Source organism: Roseibium sp. RP-7, from assembly GCF_053005225.1.
Map to the genome: position 1 here is coordinate 386,650 of NZ_JBRKQA010000002.1, position 15,248 is coordinate 401,897.

Genomic DNA, 15,248 nt, shown 5'->3' on the forward strand with positions numbered 1-15,248 from the left:
GGTCAACAAACACGCCAGACGAAAAGCCCACATGACAAGCCAACCTGATAGCTACCAGGACATTCGTGACGGCATCCGCGCGCTATGTGCCCAGTTTCCCGCCGAATACCACCGCAAGATCGATGAGGACCGCTCCTATCCGGAAGAATTTGTCGACGCCCTGACACGCGAAGGCTGGATGGCCGCACTTATCCCGGAGGACTACGGCGGATCGGGCCTCGGGCTCACCGAAGCTTCGGTCATCATGGAAGAAATCAACCGTGTAGGCGGCAATTCCGGCGCTTGTCACGGCCAGATGTACAACATGAACACGCTCGTGCGGCATGGCTCGGAAGAACAGCGGCTGAAATATCTGCCGAAGATCGCAAGCGGCGAATTGCGGTTGCAGTCCATGGGCGTGACCGAGCCGACCACTGGCACGGACACCACCAGGATCAAGACCACCGCCGTGAAGAAGGGCGACCGCTACGTCGTCAACGGCCAGAAGGTCTGGATCAGCCGTGTGCAGCATTCCGACCTGATGATCCTCCTGGCGCGCACAACGCCGCTTGCCGACGTGCAGAAGAAATCGGAAGGCCTTTCGATCTTCCTGGTCGATATCAGGCAAGCCATGAAATCGGGCATGGAGGTTCGCCCGATCCTGAACATGGTCAACCACGAGACCAACGAACTCTTCTTCGACAATCTGGAAATCCCGGAAGAAAATCTCATCGGCGAGGAAGGAAAAGGCTTCAAATATATCCTTACCGGCCTCAACGCCGAACGCACGCTGATTGCCGCCGAATGTATCGGCGATGGCTACTGGTTCACCGACAAGGTGACTGACTATGTGCGAGAACGGGAAGTCTTCGGCCGTCCCATAGGCCAGAACCAGGGCGTCCAGTTTCCCATAGCTGAAGCCTATATCGAGATCGAGGCGGCCAACCTGATGCGCTACAAGGCCTGTAGCCTGTTTGATGCCGGCGCTCCCTGCGGCGCGGAGGCAAATATGGCCAAATACCTGGCCGCAAAGGCAAGTTGGGAAGCGGCAAATGCCTGCATCCAGTTCCATGGCGGCTTCGGTTTTGCCTGTGAATATGACGTCGAGCGCAAGTTCCGCGAGACGCGGCTCTACCAGGTAGCACCAATCTCCACCAACCTCATCCTGTCCTATGTTGCCGAGCATGTGCTTGGCCTGCCGAGGTCGTTCTGATGGTGTTGCCGCTGGAAGGATTGAACGTCGTCGCCATCGAACAGGCGGTGGCTGCTCCCTACGCCACGTCCCGGCTTGCAGATGCCGGAGCGACAGTCACAAAGATCGAACGGCCCGAAGGTGATTTTGCCCGGGGGTATGACGACGTAGCCAAGGGCCAGTCGAGTTACTTTGTCTGGCTGAACCGGGGCAAGGACAGCATCACGCTGGATCTTGGTTCCGACACGGGCAAGGAAAAGCTGGCGCAGCTGATCGCAGACGCCGATGTCCTGATCCAGAACCTCAAGCCTGGCGCCTTGGCCCGCCTTGGTTTTGATCCGGACAGGTTGGTGCTGGATTATCCGCGCCTTATTACCTGCTCCATCAGCGGTTTCGGCGAAACCGGACCGATGGCCGACCGCAAGGCCTATGATTTGCTGATCCAGGCTGAAACCGGTCTTTGTTCGATCACCGGCGGGCCGAACGAACCCGCGCGTGTCGGCATTTCCCTTGTCGACATCGCCACCGGGGCAACGGCCTACACCGCCATTCTGGAAGCCTTGATCCAGCGCGGGGTCACCGGCAAAGGCACGCAGATCTCGGTTTCCATGTTCGATGTTCTCGCCGACTGGCTGACCGTCCCCCTTCTCAACCATGAAGGCGGCAAGAGCCCCCAGCGGGTCGGCCTCGCCCATCCTTCGATTGCGCCCTATGGCGTCTTCCAGCCAAAGGAAGGTCCGGCAATTCTGATCGCCATTCAAAGCGACCGGGAATGGAGGACCCTTTGCAGCGACTTCATCGGAAAACCCGAACTCGGCACCAATCCAAGGTTCGCAACAAACGTCGCGCGGGTGAACAATCGCAGGGAAACGGATGCCGCTGTTGGCGAAGCCTTTGCGAAATTTGATGCCGAAACGGCCATCAGGTTGCTGACGGAGGCTAATATCGCATTGGCCTCCGTCAACGATATGGAAGGCCTGTCGACCCATCCGCACCTGAGGCGTATCACCGTCGACAGCCCGAATGGCCCGGTCTCCTTCCCCGCCCCTGCGGCCATCTTTTCGGGCGAACCGCGCAGCTACGGCCCGATCCCGGCCCTCAAGCCCCTGGAGGCGTGATCATGGACCTCGACATCGACCACCTGCGCAGCTGGATAGGGCGCGAAGACAGCGCCTCGGAGGTCTTGAGCCCCGCACTGGTTCGCCAGTTCAACGCGACCTTTGACCGGACATCAGGTGAAGCTCCAGGCGATGTCGCGCCGCTGCTGATCCATTTCTGTCTTGCTCAGCCGACCGTTCAGACCGCCGGTCTGGGACCGGACGGTCATGCAGCCCGTGGCGGCTTCCTGCCGCCCGTGCCCCTGCCCCGGCGCATGTGGGCAGGCGGCGAGTTTACCTTCCAGGGTGACATCCGGATTGGCGAAGAGGTCCGGCGGGTATCAACCGTCAGGGATGTGGTCCTGAAACAGGGCCGCACCGGGCCACTCTGTTTCGTCACGGTCAATCATGAAGTCACTTCTGACGGTCGACCTGTCTTGAACGAGCGTCAGGACATCGTCTACCGGGAGGCGCAGAACGTTGCGGGCATGAAGACGACCCCGGCGCCTGCGACGACTGGAGACGACGTCATGCAGATCACGCCATCGGCCGCTTACCTCTTCCGCTATTCGGCCATGACCTTCAACGGGCACCGCATCCACTACGACAAGGACTATGTCCGCGACGTGGAAGGCTATCCAGGGCTTATTGTTCACGGTCCCTTGCAGGCAACACTGCTTTGCCAGTTCGCTGCGGATCTCAAGGAAAGAGCACCGAAAACATTCCGGTTTCGAAGTCTGTCGACCATATTCGACACTGCGGACTTCACGGTGAACGCGCAAACGGAGGGAGAAACCATGAAGCTCTGGACTGCGCAGCTTGGCGGCCCGGTTGCCATGGAGGCCACGGCAGCATGGTAACGGCAGTCAGGACACCTCTGTTCGTGCCGGCAAATAGGCCCGACCGATTCCCCAAGGCAGCCGCAACCGAAGCCGACGCGATCATCCTGGATCTGGAAGACGCGGTCCCCGCATCGGAGAAAGAGGCCGCCCGCACCAATCTGACAATCGGCTTCACCGAAAAACCTGTCATCGTGCGCATCAACGCCGTTGGGACTTCGTGGCACCCGGAGGATGTAATGGCTCTTCGCAAGCTGGCACCGGATGCCGTCATGCTGCCGAAGACGGAGGCTCCCGGAGAGATTGCCACGCTCCACACTGCCCTGGGTGGCTCGGTCCCGGTTATCGCGCTCATTGAAAGTGCCAGGGGGCTTGCCAATGCCAGGAGCATTGCAAGCACCGATGGGGTGGTTCGACTGGCTTTCGGGTCCATCGACTATTGCGCCGATCTAGGCTGCGCGCATTTGAAAGACGTGCTCTTGCCCGTTCGCTCCGAACTGGTTCTGGCGTCCCGGCTTGCCGGCATCGCGGCCCCGATCGACGGCGTCACAGCACAGCTCGACAACCCTGCGCAGACATTTGAAGACGCCTGCCATGCACGCGATCTCGGTATGGCCGGCAAACTCTGCATTCACCCAAGACAGCTTGCCGAGATCAAACGCGCCTTCGCCCCGAGCCTCGACGAAATCGAGTGGGCCAGGCGTGTTCTCGCCTCGGGTGATGGCGCAGCCAATGTCGATGGCGCAATGGTCGACGAGCCGGTCCGCATCCGTGCCCGGACAATCCTCGCCTCCACGCAAGAGGCCGATGCATGAGCCTGCCGCAGATCGTCCTGATCCCGGGGCTCCTGAACGATGCGGATCTCTGGCGGGATCAGATCACCGGTCTCGCTGACATTGCTCGCCCCCGGGTTGCCGACATAACACGCGGTAGTTCGCTGGGGGCTCTGGCGGAGATGGTTTTGGCCACCAGCGAGGACCGCTTTGCACTGGCCGGGTTTTCGCTCGGCGGTATCGTCGCTCAGGAAATCCTGCGCCGCGCCCCGGAACGCGTGACCCATCTCGCCCTCCTCGACACCACCATGCTGCCTGACACGCCGGAACGCGCCGCAGAGCGCGAACAATTGATTGCCCAAGCGTCGAAACCGGGCCGTTTCCACGGCTTCGGCAGAAAACTCGCCCAGTCCTATCTTGCCCCGGAAAACCGGGACAATTCCGACATGATCAATCGGGTTCGTGCCATGACGCAGCGGCTTGGCCCGGACGTCTTCATTCGCCAGACCCGCATTGCTCGCCCCGACAGCCGCGCGTCGCTCACCGGCATTATCTGCCCGACACTGGTGCTGTGTGGCAATCATGATCAGTTGACGCCGCCGGAGCTTCATCGGTCCATGGCCAACCTGATCCCGTCAGCGGACCTTGTCGTCCTGGAACACAGTGGCCACCTGACACCGCTGGAAGAGCCGGAAAATGTTACTGATCACCTGAAACGCCTGCTCCAGCGCGACCCTGTCAGGAAGTGACAGCAGGCAATTGAAATTCTAGCGTGCACCGGGTGCTCTATACCTATATCTTTCCCGAAAATTAGTCGGGAAAGTTTTTGAATGCCAACGATTTACCAGCTGAAGTCCCGTTTTCAGGACCTGCTTCGCCCCGTGTGCAGATCGCTTGCGGCAAACGGGGTGACGGCCAATCAGGTAACCCTGGCCGCGCTTGGCCTGTCGATTGGCGAAGGCCTGCTGCTCTGGATCTTTCCCGGCGCTTTCCTGCCCCTGATCCTGCTGCCGCTGGTTCTGTTCATACGCATGGGCCTCAATGCCATCGACGGCATGCTCGCGCGGGAACACGACCAGAAATCCGACCTTGGCGCGGTGCTCAACGAACTGGGCGATGTGCTGTCAGACGCTGCGCTCTACCTACCCTTTGCACTCCTGCCTTTTGTCGATGGGCCGATTGTCGTCGGACTGGTCGTGCTTGCCGTCATCGGCGAAATGACCGGCGTGATCGCAGTCCAGATCGGTGCAAGCCGCCGGTATGACGGCCCCTTCGGCAAGAGCGATCGGGCAGCCCTGTTCGGTCTTTGCGGGTTCCTGATGGCCTTTGGACTGACCACGCCTCTCCTTTATCAGATCCTTTTCAGTGTCGGGCTGGCGCTGTCCGCGGTTACCATTTTCAACCGCGCCAGGGCGGCAATCAGGGAGAAACAATCCGCATGAACCTCCTGACCATCCATTGGGCCCTGATCGGCATCTGGGCCGTGCTGTGCGTTGCCAGCGCCATCGTCTTCGTGATTTCGAAACGCTCCGCCAAGAACATGAGCGAACTGGTTCAGCGCACCGTCAGCTGGTGGGTGATGGTGGCAATCTTCACCGTCTCCTTCCTGGTCAGCAACACGGTCTCGATCATTGTTTTCGCCCTCATCAGCTTCCTGGCGCTGAAGGAGTATTTCTCGATGATCCCCACCCGCCGGGCTGACAGGCGGGTGCTGTTCTGGGCGTATCTGTCGATCCCCGTGCAGTACTTCTGGGTCTACGACAGCTACTATGGCATGTTCGCGGTGTTCATCCCGGTCTACATGTTCCTGTTCCTGCCCTTCGTCAGCCTGCTGACCCAGCAGACCGAGGGCTTCCTGCGCGCTGTCGGCACCCTCAACTGGGGGCTAATGCTATGCGTCTTCTCCATCAGCCACGCGGCTTTCCTCCTGATCCTGCCGGCAACCGAGGCCAACAGCACCGGCGGTCCGGGTCTGCTGCTGTTCCTCCTGTTTCTGACCCAGTTCAACGACGTTGCCCAATACACCTGGGGCAAACTGTTTGGCCGTCACAAGATCATTCCGGGCGTCAGTCCCAACAAGACGTGGGAAGGCTTTCTTGGCGGCGTTGCAACCACTTTCGTTCTGTCCCTTCTGACGGCACCGCTGGTCACGCCCTTTGACATGATCCATGCCGCTGCCGCCGGCCTGCTGATCCCGGTCGCAGGGTTCGTTGGAGATGTCACCGTCTCGGCCCTGAAGCGGGATCTCGGGGTCAAGGACACCGGCAGTCTTATTCCCGGTCATGGTGGCATCCTCGACCGGATCGACAGCCTGACCTACACCGCGCCGCTGTTCTTCCACTTCACCCGCTATTTCTATTACTGAAGGGGGATGTCAGGATGACCGCTTTCACTCCGCGCACGCAGTCGGCAGGCTTCTCTTTTTCTCTTCTCCAAGCCCACGCGCCTCTCCTCTCGTCATCCCGGCCAAGCGCAGCGCGAGCCGGGATCGGGGAGCCTTTCAATCGGCTGAAAGGTTCAGCCACTGATCTTGCGCCTGGGTTCCCCGGCCCCGGATCTCCGCTTCGCTGCGTCCGGGGTGACCGAGGAGAGGACGACCCTGGAACAAGCGCTCGACCGTCAGCATTCAGGAACAATCACTAATGCTCCAGAAGATCTTCTACATTTTCGTCAAGATCGCGGTCCTGTTCCTGCTCGGGCTGAACGTGCGTCGCAAGGAACTGCTGCCGGCCAACGGTCCGGCGATCATTGTTGCCAACCACAACAGCCATCTGGATACGATGGTGCTGATGGCCTTGATGCCCCTGTCGAAGCTGAAGGACATCAAGCCGGTTGCGGCGGCAGATTATTTCTTCTCCTCCCCACTCAAGGCCTGGCTGTCGGAACATGTCCTCGGCATTATCCCGGTGGAGCGTGGCCGGAAAGAGAAGAACGTCGACCCGCTGGAAGGCTGCTACGAGGTTCTGCGTCAGGGCAAGGTTCTCATCCTGTTTCCGGAAGGTTCGCGCGGCGAACCGGAACAGATGACGGATCTCAAGAAAGGCGTTTCCTTTCTTGCCGAACGGTTCCCGGAAGCACCGGTCGTGCCCGTCTTCACCCACGGCCTCGGCAAGGCCTTGCCGAAGGGGTCGTTCCTGCTGGTGCCGTTCTTCTGCGATATTTTCGTCGGGGAACCAATTACTTGGAACGAGGACCGGACTCATTTTATGACCGGGTTGAAGGAGCGCTTTAACGCACTCTCGACGGAAAAGACCTTTGCATCCTGGGAATAGTAAGTTGGCACTTTTCTGCCTGGCTGCGCTCTGGAGCTTTGCCGAGGCAACGCTGTTCTTCATCGCTCCCGACGCGCTTTTGAGCATCATCGCGCTTCGCTCCCTGGGCAAGGCCATGATAGCGGCGCTTCTGGCATCCTTCGCGGCCGCGTTCGGCGGTCTGTTGGTCTGGACCTGCGCACAGCATTTTCCGGAAGAAACGCTTCAGGTGCTGCTGCTTGTGCCCGGGATTTCGGGATCAACATTTGAAATGGCCAGGCAGCTGTTGCAGGCAGGCCTGTTCGAGGGATTGCTCGGTGGAGCCTTCAGCGGCATCCCTTACAAGGTTCTTTCGGCTGAAGCGGGCTACGCCTCGATCCCCGCACAATCGCTTTTTCTTGTCTCGCCGGTGGCACGGCTACCAAGGTTTGTCCTTGTCGCCTTGATTTCCTGGTCAGTGTCCCGGCTTGTCGGTGCCCGTCTCAGCGACAGGAGAAAACTCGCCCTTTGCCTTGCAGTCTGGCCATTTGTCTATGCCAACTATTTTCTCACTGCGGGCTGGTGAGCGGGCACGCGTCCCCTCATCCCACTTGTGACAGCAGCACCCCGCCAAGTGCCGCCGTCAGCAGCACCCAGATCAGCCCCATGTGAAACCGCAGGAGCAACAGGCCACACAGGGCCGCGAGGACCGGCACGCGCCAGTCGAGGTTGGCAAGGTCCGGGATCCAGAGTGTCACGACACCCCACTTTGTCGCCGTGACCTCTTCGAAGAAGACATGCAGCGCGAACCAGACCGACAGATTGAGCACGACGCCGACCACCGCCGCTACGATGGCCGAAAGTGCCGACTTGAGCCTCGGCTGCGCCGAGATCCATTCGATGTATGGCGCCCCGGCAAAGATCCAGAGAAAACAGGGAGCAAAGGTCGCCCAGAGCGCAACCAGCCCCCCTGCGAGGCCAAGCAGAAGCCCACCTTCGTGAAAGGCCGCCAGAAAGCCGACGAACTGGGTCACCAGAATGAGCGGCCCCGGTGTTGTTTCCGCCAGACCCAGCCCGTCCATCATTTCACCGGCGCTCAGCCAGCCGTGAATGGCGACGACGTCCTGGGCCATATAGGCAAGCACCGCATAGGCGCCGCCAAAGGTGACGACAGCGAGCTTTGAAAAGAACCAGCCGATATCCGCCAGCAAGGGCACGTTGCCGGCCAGATCCAGCAGCGCCAGTGGCGCGATCCAGATGAAGGTCCAGAGAAACACCGTGCGGAGTGTTTTCGCAATCGGTCTGCCAATCGCAACACCAGGCTCACCGTGGCTTTCAGTCTGCGCCACGCTGAACGCGGCACCGTAAAGACCGGCGGCCAGAACAATCAGCGGGAACGGCAGAGCCAGAAAGAAAATTCCGACAAAGGCCAGAGCTGCAATGACCCATTGCCGCCTGATGGTGAGTGCCCGTTTGGAGAGGCGCAGCAACGCCTCCAGAACCACGATCAGGACGGCTGCCTTGATGCCCAGAAACAGCTGACTGACCAGCGGCACATTGCCGAAGGTTCCGTAAACCGCGGCAAGTGCGAAAATTGCGAGTGCGCCGGGAACGACAAACAGAAGGCCCGCCAGCAAGCCACCGGCAACGCCGCGCAGTTTCCAGCCACAGTACGTCGCCAGTTGCATGGCTTCCGGACCCGGCAGCAACATGCAGAACCCGAGAGCGTTGACGTAACTTTTTTCCGAAAGCCAGCCTGTCTCATCAACCAGCTTGCGGTGCATCAGCGCGATCTGTGCGGCCGGACCACCGAAAGACAGCAGACCAATGCTGCCAAAGACGGACATCAGCCGCCGCCAGGATGCTTCCTGGTCGAAAGCTGTTCCATCCTTGCCCGGAGCGCCTTCACCAGGTGCATGATGTGCGGTCAACGTGTCAGCCCTTTTCGTCGCAGACAGCCTGTCGTGACCTTCCTCTAACGCATTCGGGATGGAAGGGTAACTGCAATCCTTACCCAAATGCCGTCAGACCTGAACCGGTACAACACAGTGGCAGGCGGTAGCGACCAGAGCCTGTATCAAGCGCTATCCCTTGACCGGATAGCGGTCAGGCTCCTCGAAGACATCGATCACCTTGGTTCCGGCCTTGATAATCGCACTGTGCTCCGCCCCACTGGGAATATCGTAGACAGCGCCCGGACCCATCGTCCTTGTTTCACCAGCGATGGTGAATTCGATCTCGCCGCTCAGGACAGTACCCCATTGCGCCAGATGCGAATGCGGCGGCAGGACCATGTCTTTCACGAAATCGAAAAAAACGACCAGTCCGGCGTCCGAGCGCACTGCGTAGGATCTGACAACGTCCTCGGGAAAGGGAACATCGAGAGCTGGAAACTTTCGGATGAAATCTGGAAGCTGCATGGACCTCTTGCCTCAAACGGATGGTGTTGAGGCAAGTCTGGACCAGGTCGGCCTATCCGTTCAAGACATCCTTCACAGTCGTCGCAAGCTGCTTCAGCGTGAAAGGCTTGGGCAGGAAGAAGAACTGTTCGCCCGGTGGCAGGTTTTCCTCGAAGGCGTCCTCGGCATAACCGGACACGAAGATGATCTTGAGGTCCGGACGGGTCTTGCGCAGCTCGACCAGAAGCGTCGGCCCGTCCATTTCCGGCATGACCACATCGGAGACCACGAGGTCGATCTTGCCGTCTGTCTCTTCCATGACCTCCAGCGCCTCGTTGCCCGAGCCCGCCTCGTAGACGGTGTAGCCACGCGACGCGAGGGCACGGGCGCCAAAGGCACGCACGGCCTCCTCGTCTTCCACCAGCAGGATCGATGCGGAACCGGTCAGATCCTTGACCTTTTCCGGCTCGACTTCCTTCGGCTCCGGCTTTTTCTTCTCCACGACCTTCGGAATGTGGCGTGGCAGGAAAAGACGGAACGTCGTGCCGACATCGACTTCGGAGGTACAGAAGATGAAACCGCCGGTCTGTTTGACGATGCCGTAAACCGTCGACAGGCCAAGGCCCGTTCCCTTGCCGACTTCCTTGGTGGAGAAGAACGGATCGAAGATCTTCTCCATCACGTCGGGCGGAATGCCGTGACCCGTGTCGTCCACCTCGACAAGGGTGTACTCGCCCGGTGGCATGCCGCGGATGTTGTCGAACTGAGTGCTTTCGGCTTCGTTGACGTTGCGCGTGCGGATGGTCAGACGGCCACCGTCGGACATTGCATCGCCCGCGTTTACCGCCAGGTTGACGATCACCTGCTCCAGCTGGTTCAGGTCGGCCATGACCGGCCACAGGTCCCGGCCGTGGATCACCTTCAGTTCCACCTTCTCACCCAGCAGGCGGTCGAGCAGGATGGAGAGATCTGCCAGAACGTCGTTCAGCTCCAACTGCTGCGGACGCAGCGTCTGACGACGCGAGAAGGCCAGAAGCTGCCGCACGAGGCCGGCTGCACGGTTGGCGTTCTGCTTGATGTTCATGATGTCCTGGAAGGACGGATCGGTCGGTCTGTGGCTTGCCAGGAGCAGATCCGAGAAGCCGATGATCGCAGTCAGGACGTTGTTGAAGTCATGCGCGACGCCCCCGGCCAGCTGGCCGATGGCCTGCATCTTCTGGCTCTGGGCGAACTGGGCTTCCAGGGCTCGCTGCTGGGTGGTTTCAAGCGCGTAAACGATGGCGGCTTCGCCGTCACCCTCACCTTCCTGCACTGCGGAGACGTAGAAGGTTGCTGAACGCGGGTCATTGCCCTCGACCAGGGGAATGTCTATCGGCGCAATCTCGCCGATCCCGTTGGCAGCGGCCTGGAGAGACTTTGCCAGTTCCTGCCGCCCGCTCTCGGCCACATAAGCCTCCAGCTTGGGAGATTCGTCATCCGTGTCGACCGCACCGAACAGCTTCAGGAACGGCGCGTTGGTTCTCAGGACCCGGCCTTCCTTGTCGAGCGAGGCAATGGCGATCGGCGTGTTGTTGAAGAAACGGGCAAAGCGGACTTCAGCCGCCCGAAGCGCCTCGGAGGCTTCCTCACCGCGAGACCTGTTGAGAACCAATGTGCGGCTGTCACCCGGCTGGCCGTTTTCACCGAAAGGCACACGGTGGAGCAGTCGCACCGGCAGGCCGCGTCCGTTGCGGGTGACGAAGTCGAGATCAAAGGTTTCGCTCTTGACCTCGCCCGCCTGACCCTTGATCGAGCGGATCAGCTCGGTGCCGTCGCCGCGCACGATGCTCGAAAGATCGAGGTCGCCCGCGTCGAACTGGGCAAGATCGTAGCCAAGCCAGTCGGCCAGGGTGGCGTTGAGATAGACGATGCGGCCTTCCGCATCACAGGAAAAGAAACCGGCCGGCGCGTGATCCAGGAAATTTATGACGCGCTGCAGTTCCTGAAACGAGTTTTCCTGTTCGGCCCGGTCGCGGGTGATATCGGCCAGCTGCCAGACCGCCATGGGCTTGCCGCCACCGCGTTCCTTGGACACCTGCAACGGGCGGATCGACACCCGATACCAGCGCGCAGCGCCGTCGGCCCTGCCGAGCGGGAACGGCATGCGGATCTCTTCTTGCGCCCTGCGGCTGTCGCGCATGGCCTGGGACAGGCGGAAAATGGCGTCGGCGGCATCCGGATCGGAGGAAAACACACGCTCGACCACACGGATGTCGGCAGCGGTTTCAGCGCCGGTCAGATCCGCATAGGCCTTGTTGGCATAAACAAGCCGGCCGTCCAGGTCGGTAATGAGCGCTCCGTCTTCAAGGGTATCGACAAAAGCGGAGGCAAGCGGATTGGCTTCGCCTGGGCGGGCCGACAAACGCAGAAAGCCTATGGCTCCGGCAAACAGGCAGAAAACGCCGACGACGGCCAGGATACCGAGCAGCGCAAGAATAAACGGCTGCGCCACTTCGCGGTCCATGACCGCAAAGGCAGCAGCAGCGCCGACGAGCAGCAGTGCGAGGCCTATGAGAAGGCCTATATTACCGGAACGTTCCGGGCGGCTGATCATCGGCCCGCTCGGCGTCCCGTCCATGTCACTCATCAATCCTGTCTCCCGGGCCCGATTCGGTTCTTGAAGGGGCCGTACATAAGCATTCTGTGCTTAATAGCCGATTTCAACTGATATGCGACCAAGTCCTGTTGAAATTCACCTGTTTGCCGCGGACTTTTTCAGTCCGCTATCCTTGAGAGCAACTTAGTTGGCGCGCCAGGATGCGCGCTTGCGCATGCGGAAGACGAAGCCGATGACTTCGGCAACGGCCTTGTAGTGTTCTTCCGGAACTTCCTGGTCAATCTCGACTGTCGCATAAAGCGCGCGGGCCAGAGGCGGATTTTCGACGACAGGAATATCGCTTTCCTTGGCGAGCTCACGGATTTTGAGCGCGACCGCATCGGTACCTTTCGCAAGGCAGAGCGGTGCTCCCATGCCTTCTTCATACTTCAACGCCACAGCATAGTGCGTCGGGTTGGTCACGACCACTGTGGCCTGCGGCACCGCCGCCATCATGCGCTTGCGCGACCGCTCCATGCGCAGCTGGCGGATCTTGCCCTTGACCTGCGGATCACCTTCGGTCTGTTTGTATTCTTCCTTGACCTCGCGCAGGGACATCTTCTGCTTGTTGAACCATTTGTTGCGCTGGTAGATGAAGTCGGCCGCGGCAACCACCGTCATCACAGCCAGCACGGCAGCCAGAAGCTGCAGGATCAGGATCCTTGCCTCCTCCAGGATGATGTTCGTATCGGCGAACACCATAACTTCCGCTTCGTCGCGGTGCGGCCACATCACCGCCACCATGATGGCGCCGACAACGGCGATCTTCACCATCCCCTTGGCAAAGTTGACGAGACTGTCGGCGGAAAACAGCCGCTTGAAACCGGAGGCCGGTGAAACCTTCGAGAATTTCGGCTTGATCGTTTCCGCGGTCAGCAGTGGCTGATGCTGGACGAGATTGCCCGCCACAGCCATGATCACCAGCGCCAGCAACGGAATGCCGACGATAAGAGCCACCGACTGCCCCGTGTCCCGCCACAGGGCTTTCAGTGCGTAGCCGTCCACCGCAATCTGGTGGGCATGCTCCATGTAGCCCTTCATCAACTCGCCCAGCGACACGGCGGTGCTAGGCGCGAAAATGGCAATCATCAGCGTCGCACCGGCCAGTGTGAACCAGGTGCTGACTTCCTGAGATTTCGGTACGTCCCCCTTGTCATGCGCCTCTTTCAGGCGCTTGTGCGTGGGGTCCTCTGTTTTTTCCGAGTCGTCGGTATCGTCAGCCATAGCGCAGCGCTACCCCACGATGAACTTGCCGAGCGATTCCTGAAAATGATCCAGATAGAACATCATCAGGGTTGCGATCAGCACCATGAGCAGGAACAGCCCGATCGCGATATTCACGGGCATGGCGATAAAGAAGATCTGCATCTGCGGCATCAGCTTGTTGAGCAGGCCAAGGCCGAAATAGAAAACCAGACCGACCACCAGAAAAGGCGCGCTCATGCGCACCGCGATGGAAAACACATGCGCAACGGTTTCCGTAGCGTTCTGTGAGAAGTCCCCGACCGGCGGAGCAAGGCCAGGCGGAAAAATCGTGAAACTGTCGTGGAGCGCCGCGATCACCAGGAAGTGGCTGTCGCTGACGAAGACCAGCGTAATACCGAGAATGGACAGGAAGTTGCCGAACAGTGCCCCCTGCTGGCCCTGGTTGGCGAAATCCGTTCCAAGCGCGAAGGCAAGGCCGGACTGGTTGGCCATGATCATGCCGGCGATCTGCAAGACGGACGTGATCATCTTGGCGCACAGGCCGATACCGAAGCCGATGGCCAGTTCTCCGAACAGGAGCGCAATCATGCGATAGGTATTGGATATCAGGTCGGCAGGGTAATACTGCGAACCGACGGGGTAGAGAACAATCGTCAACGCCAGGGCAATGGTCAGCCGAAACCGTGTCGGGATCGTGCTTTCGCCCAGAGCCGGCAGCAACATGACCATCGTGCCCATACGTGCGAACATCAGCATGAAGATGGCTGCGATATTCGGCAGATAATCGAGCTGGATGGTCATGAAGGTCCACGTCCTAACCGGTGGTCAGGATCATTTCGGCAACCCTGCCCATGAAGGCCTCCAGAACCTGGCTCATGAAGGGCAGCGCAATCAGGATCGTCACGAAGATCGCGAGGATCTTGGGAACGAAAACCAGCGTCATTTCCTGGATCTGCGTCAGAGCCTGGAACAAGGCGATGACGACACCCACCAACAGACCGATGACCATGACCGGTCCGGCCACCAGGATCATGGTCCAAACGCCTTCACGGGCGAGATCGAGAACTTCACCAGCGGTCATCAAAGGCCCCCTTGCCGCATCGGATCAGATCGGCATCCGCATGATTTCCTCATAGGCGGAAATCACTCGATCGCGAACGGCGACCATCGTTTCCAGAGCAACTTCCGTTTCGGCGATCGCGGTGACAACGTCGACCACGTCAGCCTTGCCCTCGACAAGGCCGACAGCCTTGTCATCTGCGACACGGCCCTTGTCGACGACACCGCCGACAGCCTCTTCCACCAGCTTGGTAAAATCGAGACCGGCAGCTTCGGGAGCGCCCGCCTTGTCCTCGATCGCACGCGCCTGCTGCTGCAGCTTGGCGGCCATCTGGTAGGCATTATTTGCGATCGACGGAGTAGACATGACTAAGGCTCCCTTCCCGGATTAGGACTGCCGCTCAGGCGCGCAGGATATCGATGGTCCGCTGCAGCATCCGCCGCGTGGAATCGATGACGTTCAGATTGGCTTCATAGGATCGCTGCGCTTCGCGCATGTCCGTCGTTTCGATCAGCGTGTTGACGTTGGGCTGCAGCACGTAACCGTTGGCATCGGCCGCCGGGTGCCCGGGCATATGCACCGAACGGAAGTCCGTATTGTCTTCCGCGATCTTGCCAAGCTCGACCATATCAGCGCCCATTTCCCTGTCGAAATGGCTCTTGAAGGTCGGAATCTTGCGCCGGTACGGCAGTTCTTCAGGCGTCTTGGCAGTGGAGTTCGCATTCGCGATGTTCTCCGCGATGATGCGCATGCGCCCGTTCTGAGCTCTCAACCCGCTTGCCGAGATGAACAGGGATTTGATCAGGTCCATGTTATCGGTCCTCTAGCTTGTGCTGCC

General features: G+C 59.9%; 17 protein-coding genes. 9 read left to right on the forward strand and 8 right to left on the reverse strand.

Annotated elements, in window-relative coordinates; genetic code table 11:
• The first annotated feature begins 31 nt into the window (after window positions 1-31).
• The 9 genes from ACVDG9_RS16455 to ACVDG9_RS16495 all read left to right on the forward strand — a co-directional run bounded on the left by ACVDG9_RS16455 (window position 32) and on the right by ACVDG9_RS16495 (window position 7,696).
• Window positions 32-1,192, forward strand: coding sequence for an acyl-CoA dehydrogenase family protein (locus tag ACVDG9_RS16455; protein WP_447238499.1), 1,161 nt, complete (start codon window positions 32-34; stop codon window positions 1,190-1,192).
• The gene (locus ACVDG9_RS16460; RefSeq protein WP_447238500.1) at window positions 1,192-2,289 is read left to right on the forward strand and encodes a CaiB/BaiF CoA transferase family protein; all 1,098 of its coding nucleotides are present in this window, start codon (window positions 1,192-1,194) and stop codon (window positions 2,287-2,289) included. Before ACVDG9_RS16455 ends, ACVDG9_RS16460 begins: the two co-directional genes overlap by 1 nt.
• Before the next feature lie 2 nt (window positions 2,290-2,291).
• Window positions 2,292-3,128 (forward strand): HTD2 family dehydratase, encoded by an 837-nt coding sequence (locus tag ACVDG9_RS16465; protein WP_447238501.1) that lies wholly within the window; start codon window positions 2,292-2,294, stop codon window positions 3,126-3,128.
• Window positions 3,122-3,922: an HpcH/HpaI aldolase/citrate lyase family protein gene (locus tag ACVDG9_RS16470; RefSeq protein ID WP_447238502.1), complete on the forward strand. Its 801-nt coding sequence runs from the start codon at window positions 3,122-3,124 to the stop codon at window positions 3,920-3,922. Before ACVDG9_RS16465 ends, ACVDG9_RS16470 begins: the two co-directional genes overlap by 7 nt.
• A complete protein-coding gene (locus ACVDG9_RS16475; protein ID WP_447238503.1) occupies window positions 3,919-4,629 on the forward strand; it encodes an alpha/beta fold hydrolase in 711 nt (236 codons plus the stop codon). The genes ACVDG9_RS16470 and ACVDG9_RS16475 overlap by 4 nt, the downstream gene beginning before the upstream one ends.
• 81 nt (window positions 4,630-4,710) lie before the next feature.
• Window positions 4,711-5,322 (forward strand): CDP-alcohol phosphatidyltransferase family protein, encoded by a 612-nt coding sequence (locus tag ACVDG9_RS16480; RefSeq protein ID WP_152510277.1) that lies wholly within the window; start codon window positions 4,711-4,713, stop codon window positions 5,320-5,322.
• On the forward strand, window positions 5,319-6,245 hold the full coding sequence (locus ACVDG9_RS16485; RefSeq protein ID WP_023000733.1) for a phosphatidate cytidylyltransferase: 927 nt from the start codon (window positions 5,319-5,321) through the stop codon (window positions 6,243-6,245). The genes ACVDG9_RS16480 and ACVDG9_RS16485 overlap by 4 nt, the downstream gene beginning before the upstream one ends.
• Before the next feature lie 277 nt (window positions 6,246-6,522).
• Window positions 6,523-7,152, forward strand: a complete 630-nt coding sequence (locus ACVDG9_RS16490) for a lysophospholipid acyltransferase family protein (protein ID WP_023000732.1) — start codon at window positions 6,523-6,525, stop codon at window positions 7,150-7,152.
• A 4-nt stretch (window positions 7,153-7,156) separates the two neighbouring features.
• Complete coding sequence (locus ACVDG9_RS16495) at window positions 7,157-7,696, forward strand: hypothetical protein (RefSeq protein WP_062488279.1); 540 nt, start codon at window positions 7,157-7,159, stop codon at window positions 7,694-7,696.
• 16 nt (window positions 7,697-7,712) lie between these two features.
• On the opposite strand, the gene chrA is transcribed toward ACVDG9_RS16495, so the two are convergent.
• The 8 genes from chrA to flgC all read right to left on the reverse strand — a co-directional run bounded on the left by chrA (window position 7,713) and on the right by flgC (window position 15,221).
• Window positions 7,713-9,041: a chromate efflux transporter gene (gene chrA, locus ACVDG9_RS16500; protein WP_447238504.1), complete on the reverse strand. Its 1,329-nt coding sequence runs from the start codon at window positions 9,039-9,041 to the stop codon at window positions 7,713-7,715.
• A 153-nt stretch (window positions 9,042-9,194) separates the two neighbouring features.
• Window positions 9,195-9,530, reverse strand: coding sequence for a cupin domain-containing protein (locus ACVDG9_RS16505; protein ID WP_370197707.1), 336 nt, complete (start codon window positions 9,528-9,530; stop codon window positions 9,195-9,197).
• Window positions 9,531-9,582: 52 nt separating this feature from the next.
• Entirely contained in the window at window positions 9,583-12,135 is a 2,553-nt protein-coding gene (cckA, locus tag ACVDG9_RS16510; protein ID WP_023000728.1) for a cell cycle histidine kinase CckA, read from the reverse strand.
• Window positions 12,136-12,288: 153 nt separating this feature from the next.
• On the reverse strand, window positions 12,289-13,368 hold the full coding sequence (gene flhB, locus ACVDG9_RS16515) for a flagellar biosynthesis protein FlhB (protein ID WP_023000727.1): 1,080 nt from the start codon (window positions 13,366-13,368) through the stop codon (window positions 12,289-12,291).
• 9 nt (window positions 13,369-13,377) lie between these two features.
• Window positions 13,378-14,151: a flagellar biosynthetic protein FliR gene (fliR, locus tag ACVDG9_RS16520; protein WP_447238505.1), complete on the reverse strand. Its 774-nt coding sequence runs from the start codon at window positions 14,149-14,151 to the stop codon at window positions 13,378-13,380.
• Between the two features lie 13 nt (window positions 14,152-14,164).
• Window positions 14,165-14,431, reverse strand: coding sequence for a flagellar biosynthesis protein FliQ (fliQ, locus tag ACVDG9_RS16525; RefSeq protein ID WP_023000725.1), 267 nt, complete (start codon window positions 14,429-14,431; stop codon window positions 14,165-14,167).
• A gap of 24 nt (window positions 14,432-14,455) precedes the next feature.
• The gene (gene fliE / locus ACVDG9_RS16530; RefSeq protein WP_031269190.1) at window positions 14,456-14,776 is read right to left on the reverse strand and encodes a flagellar hook-basal body complex protein FliE; all 321 of its coding nucleotides are present in this window, start codon (window positions 14,774-14,776) and stop codon (window positions 14,456-14,458) included.
• A 34-nt stretch (window positions 14,777-14,810) separates the two neighbouring features.
• On the reverse strand, window positions 14,811-15,221 hold the full coding sequence (gene flgC / locus ACVDG9_RS16535; protein ID WP_023000723.1) for a flagellar basal body rod protein FlgC: 411 nt from the start codon (window positions 15,219-15,221) through the stop codon (window positions 14,811-14,813).
• Between the last annotated feature and the right edge of the window lie 27 nt (window positions 15,222-15,248).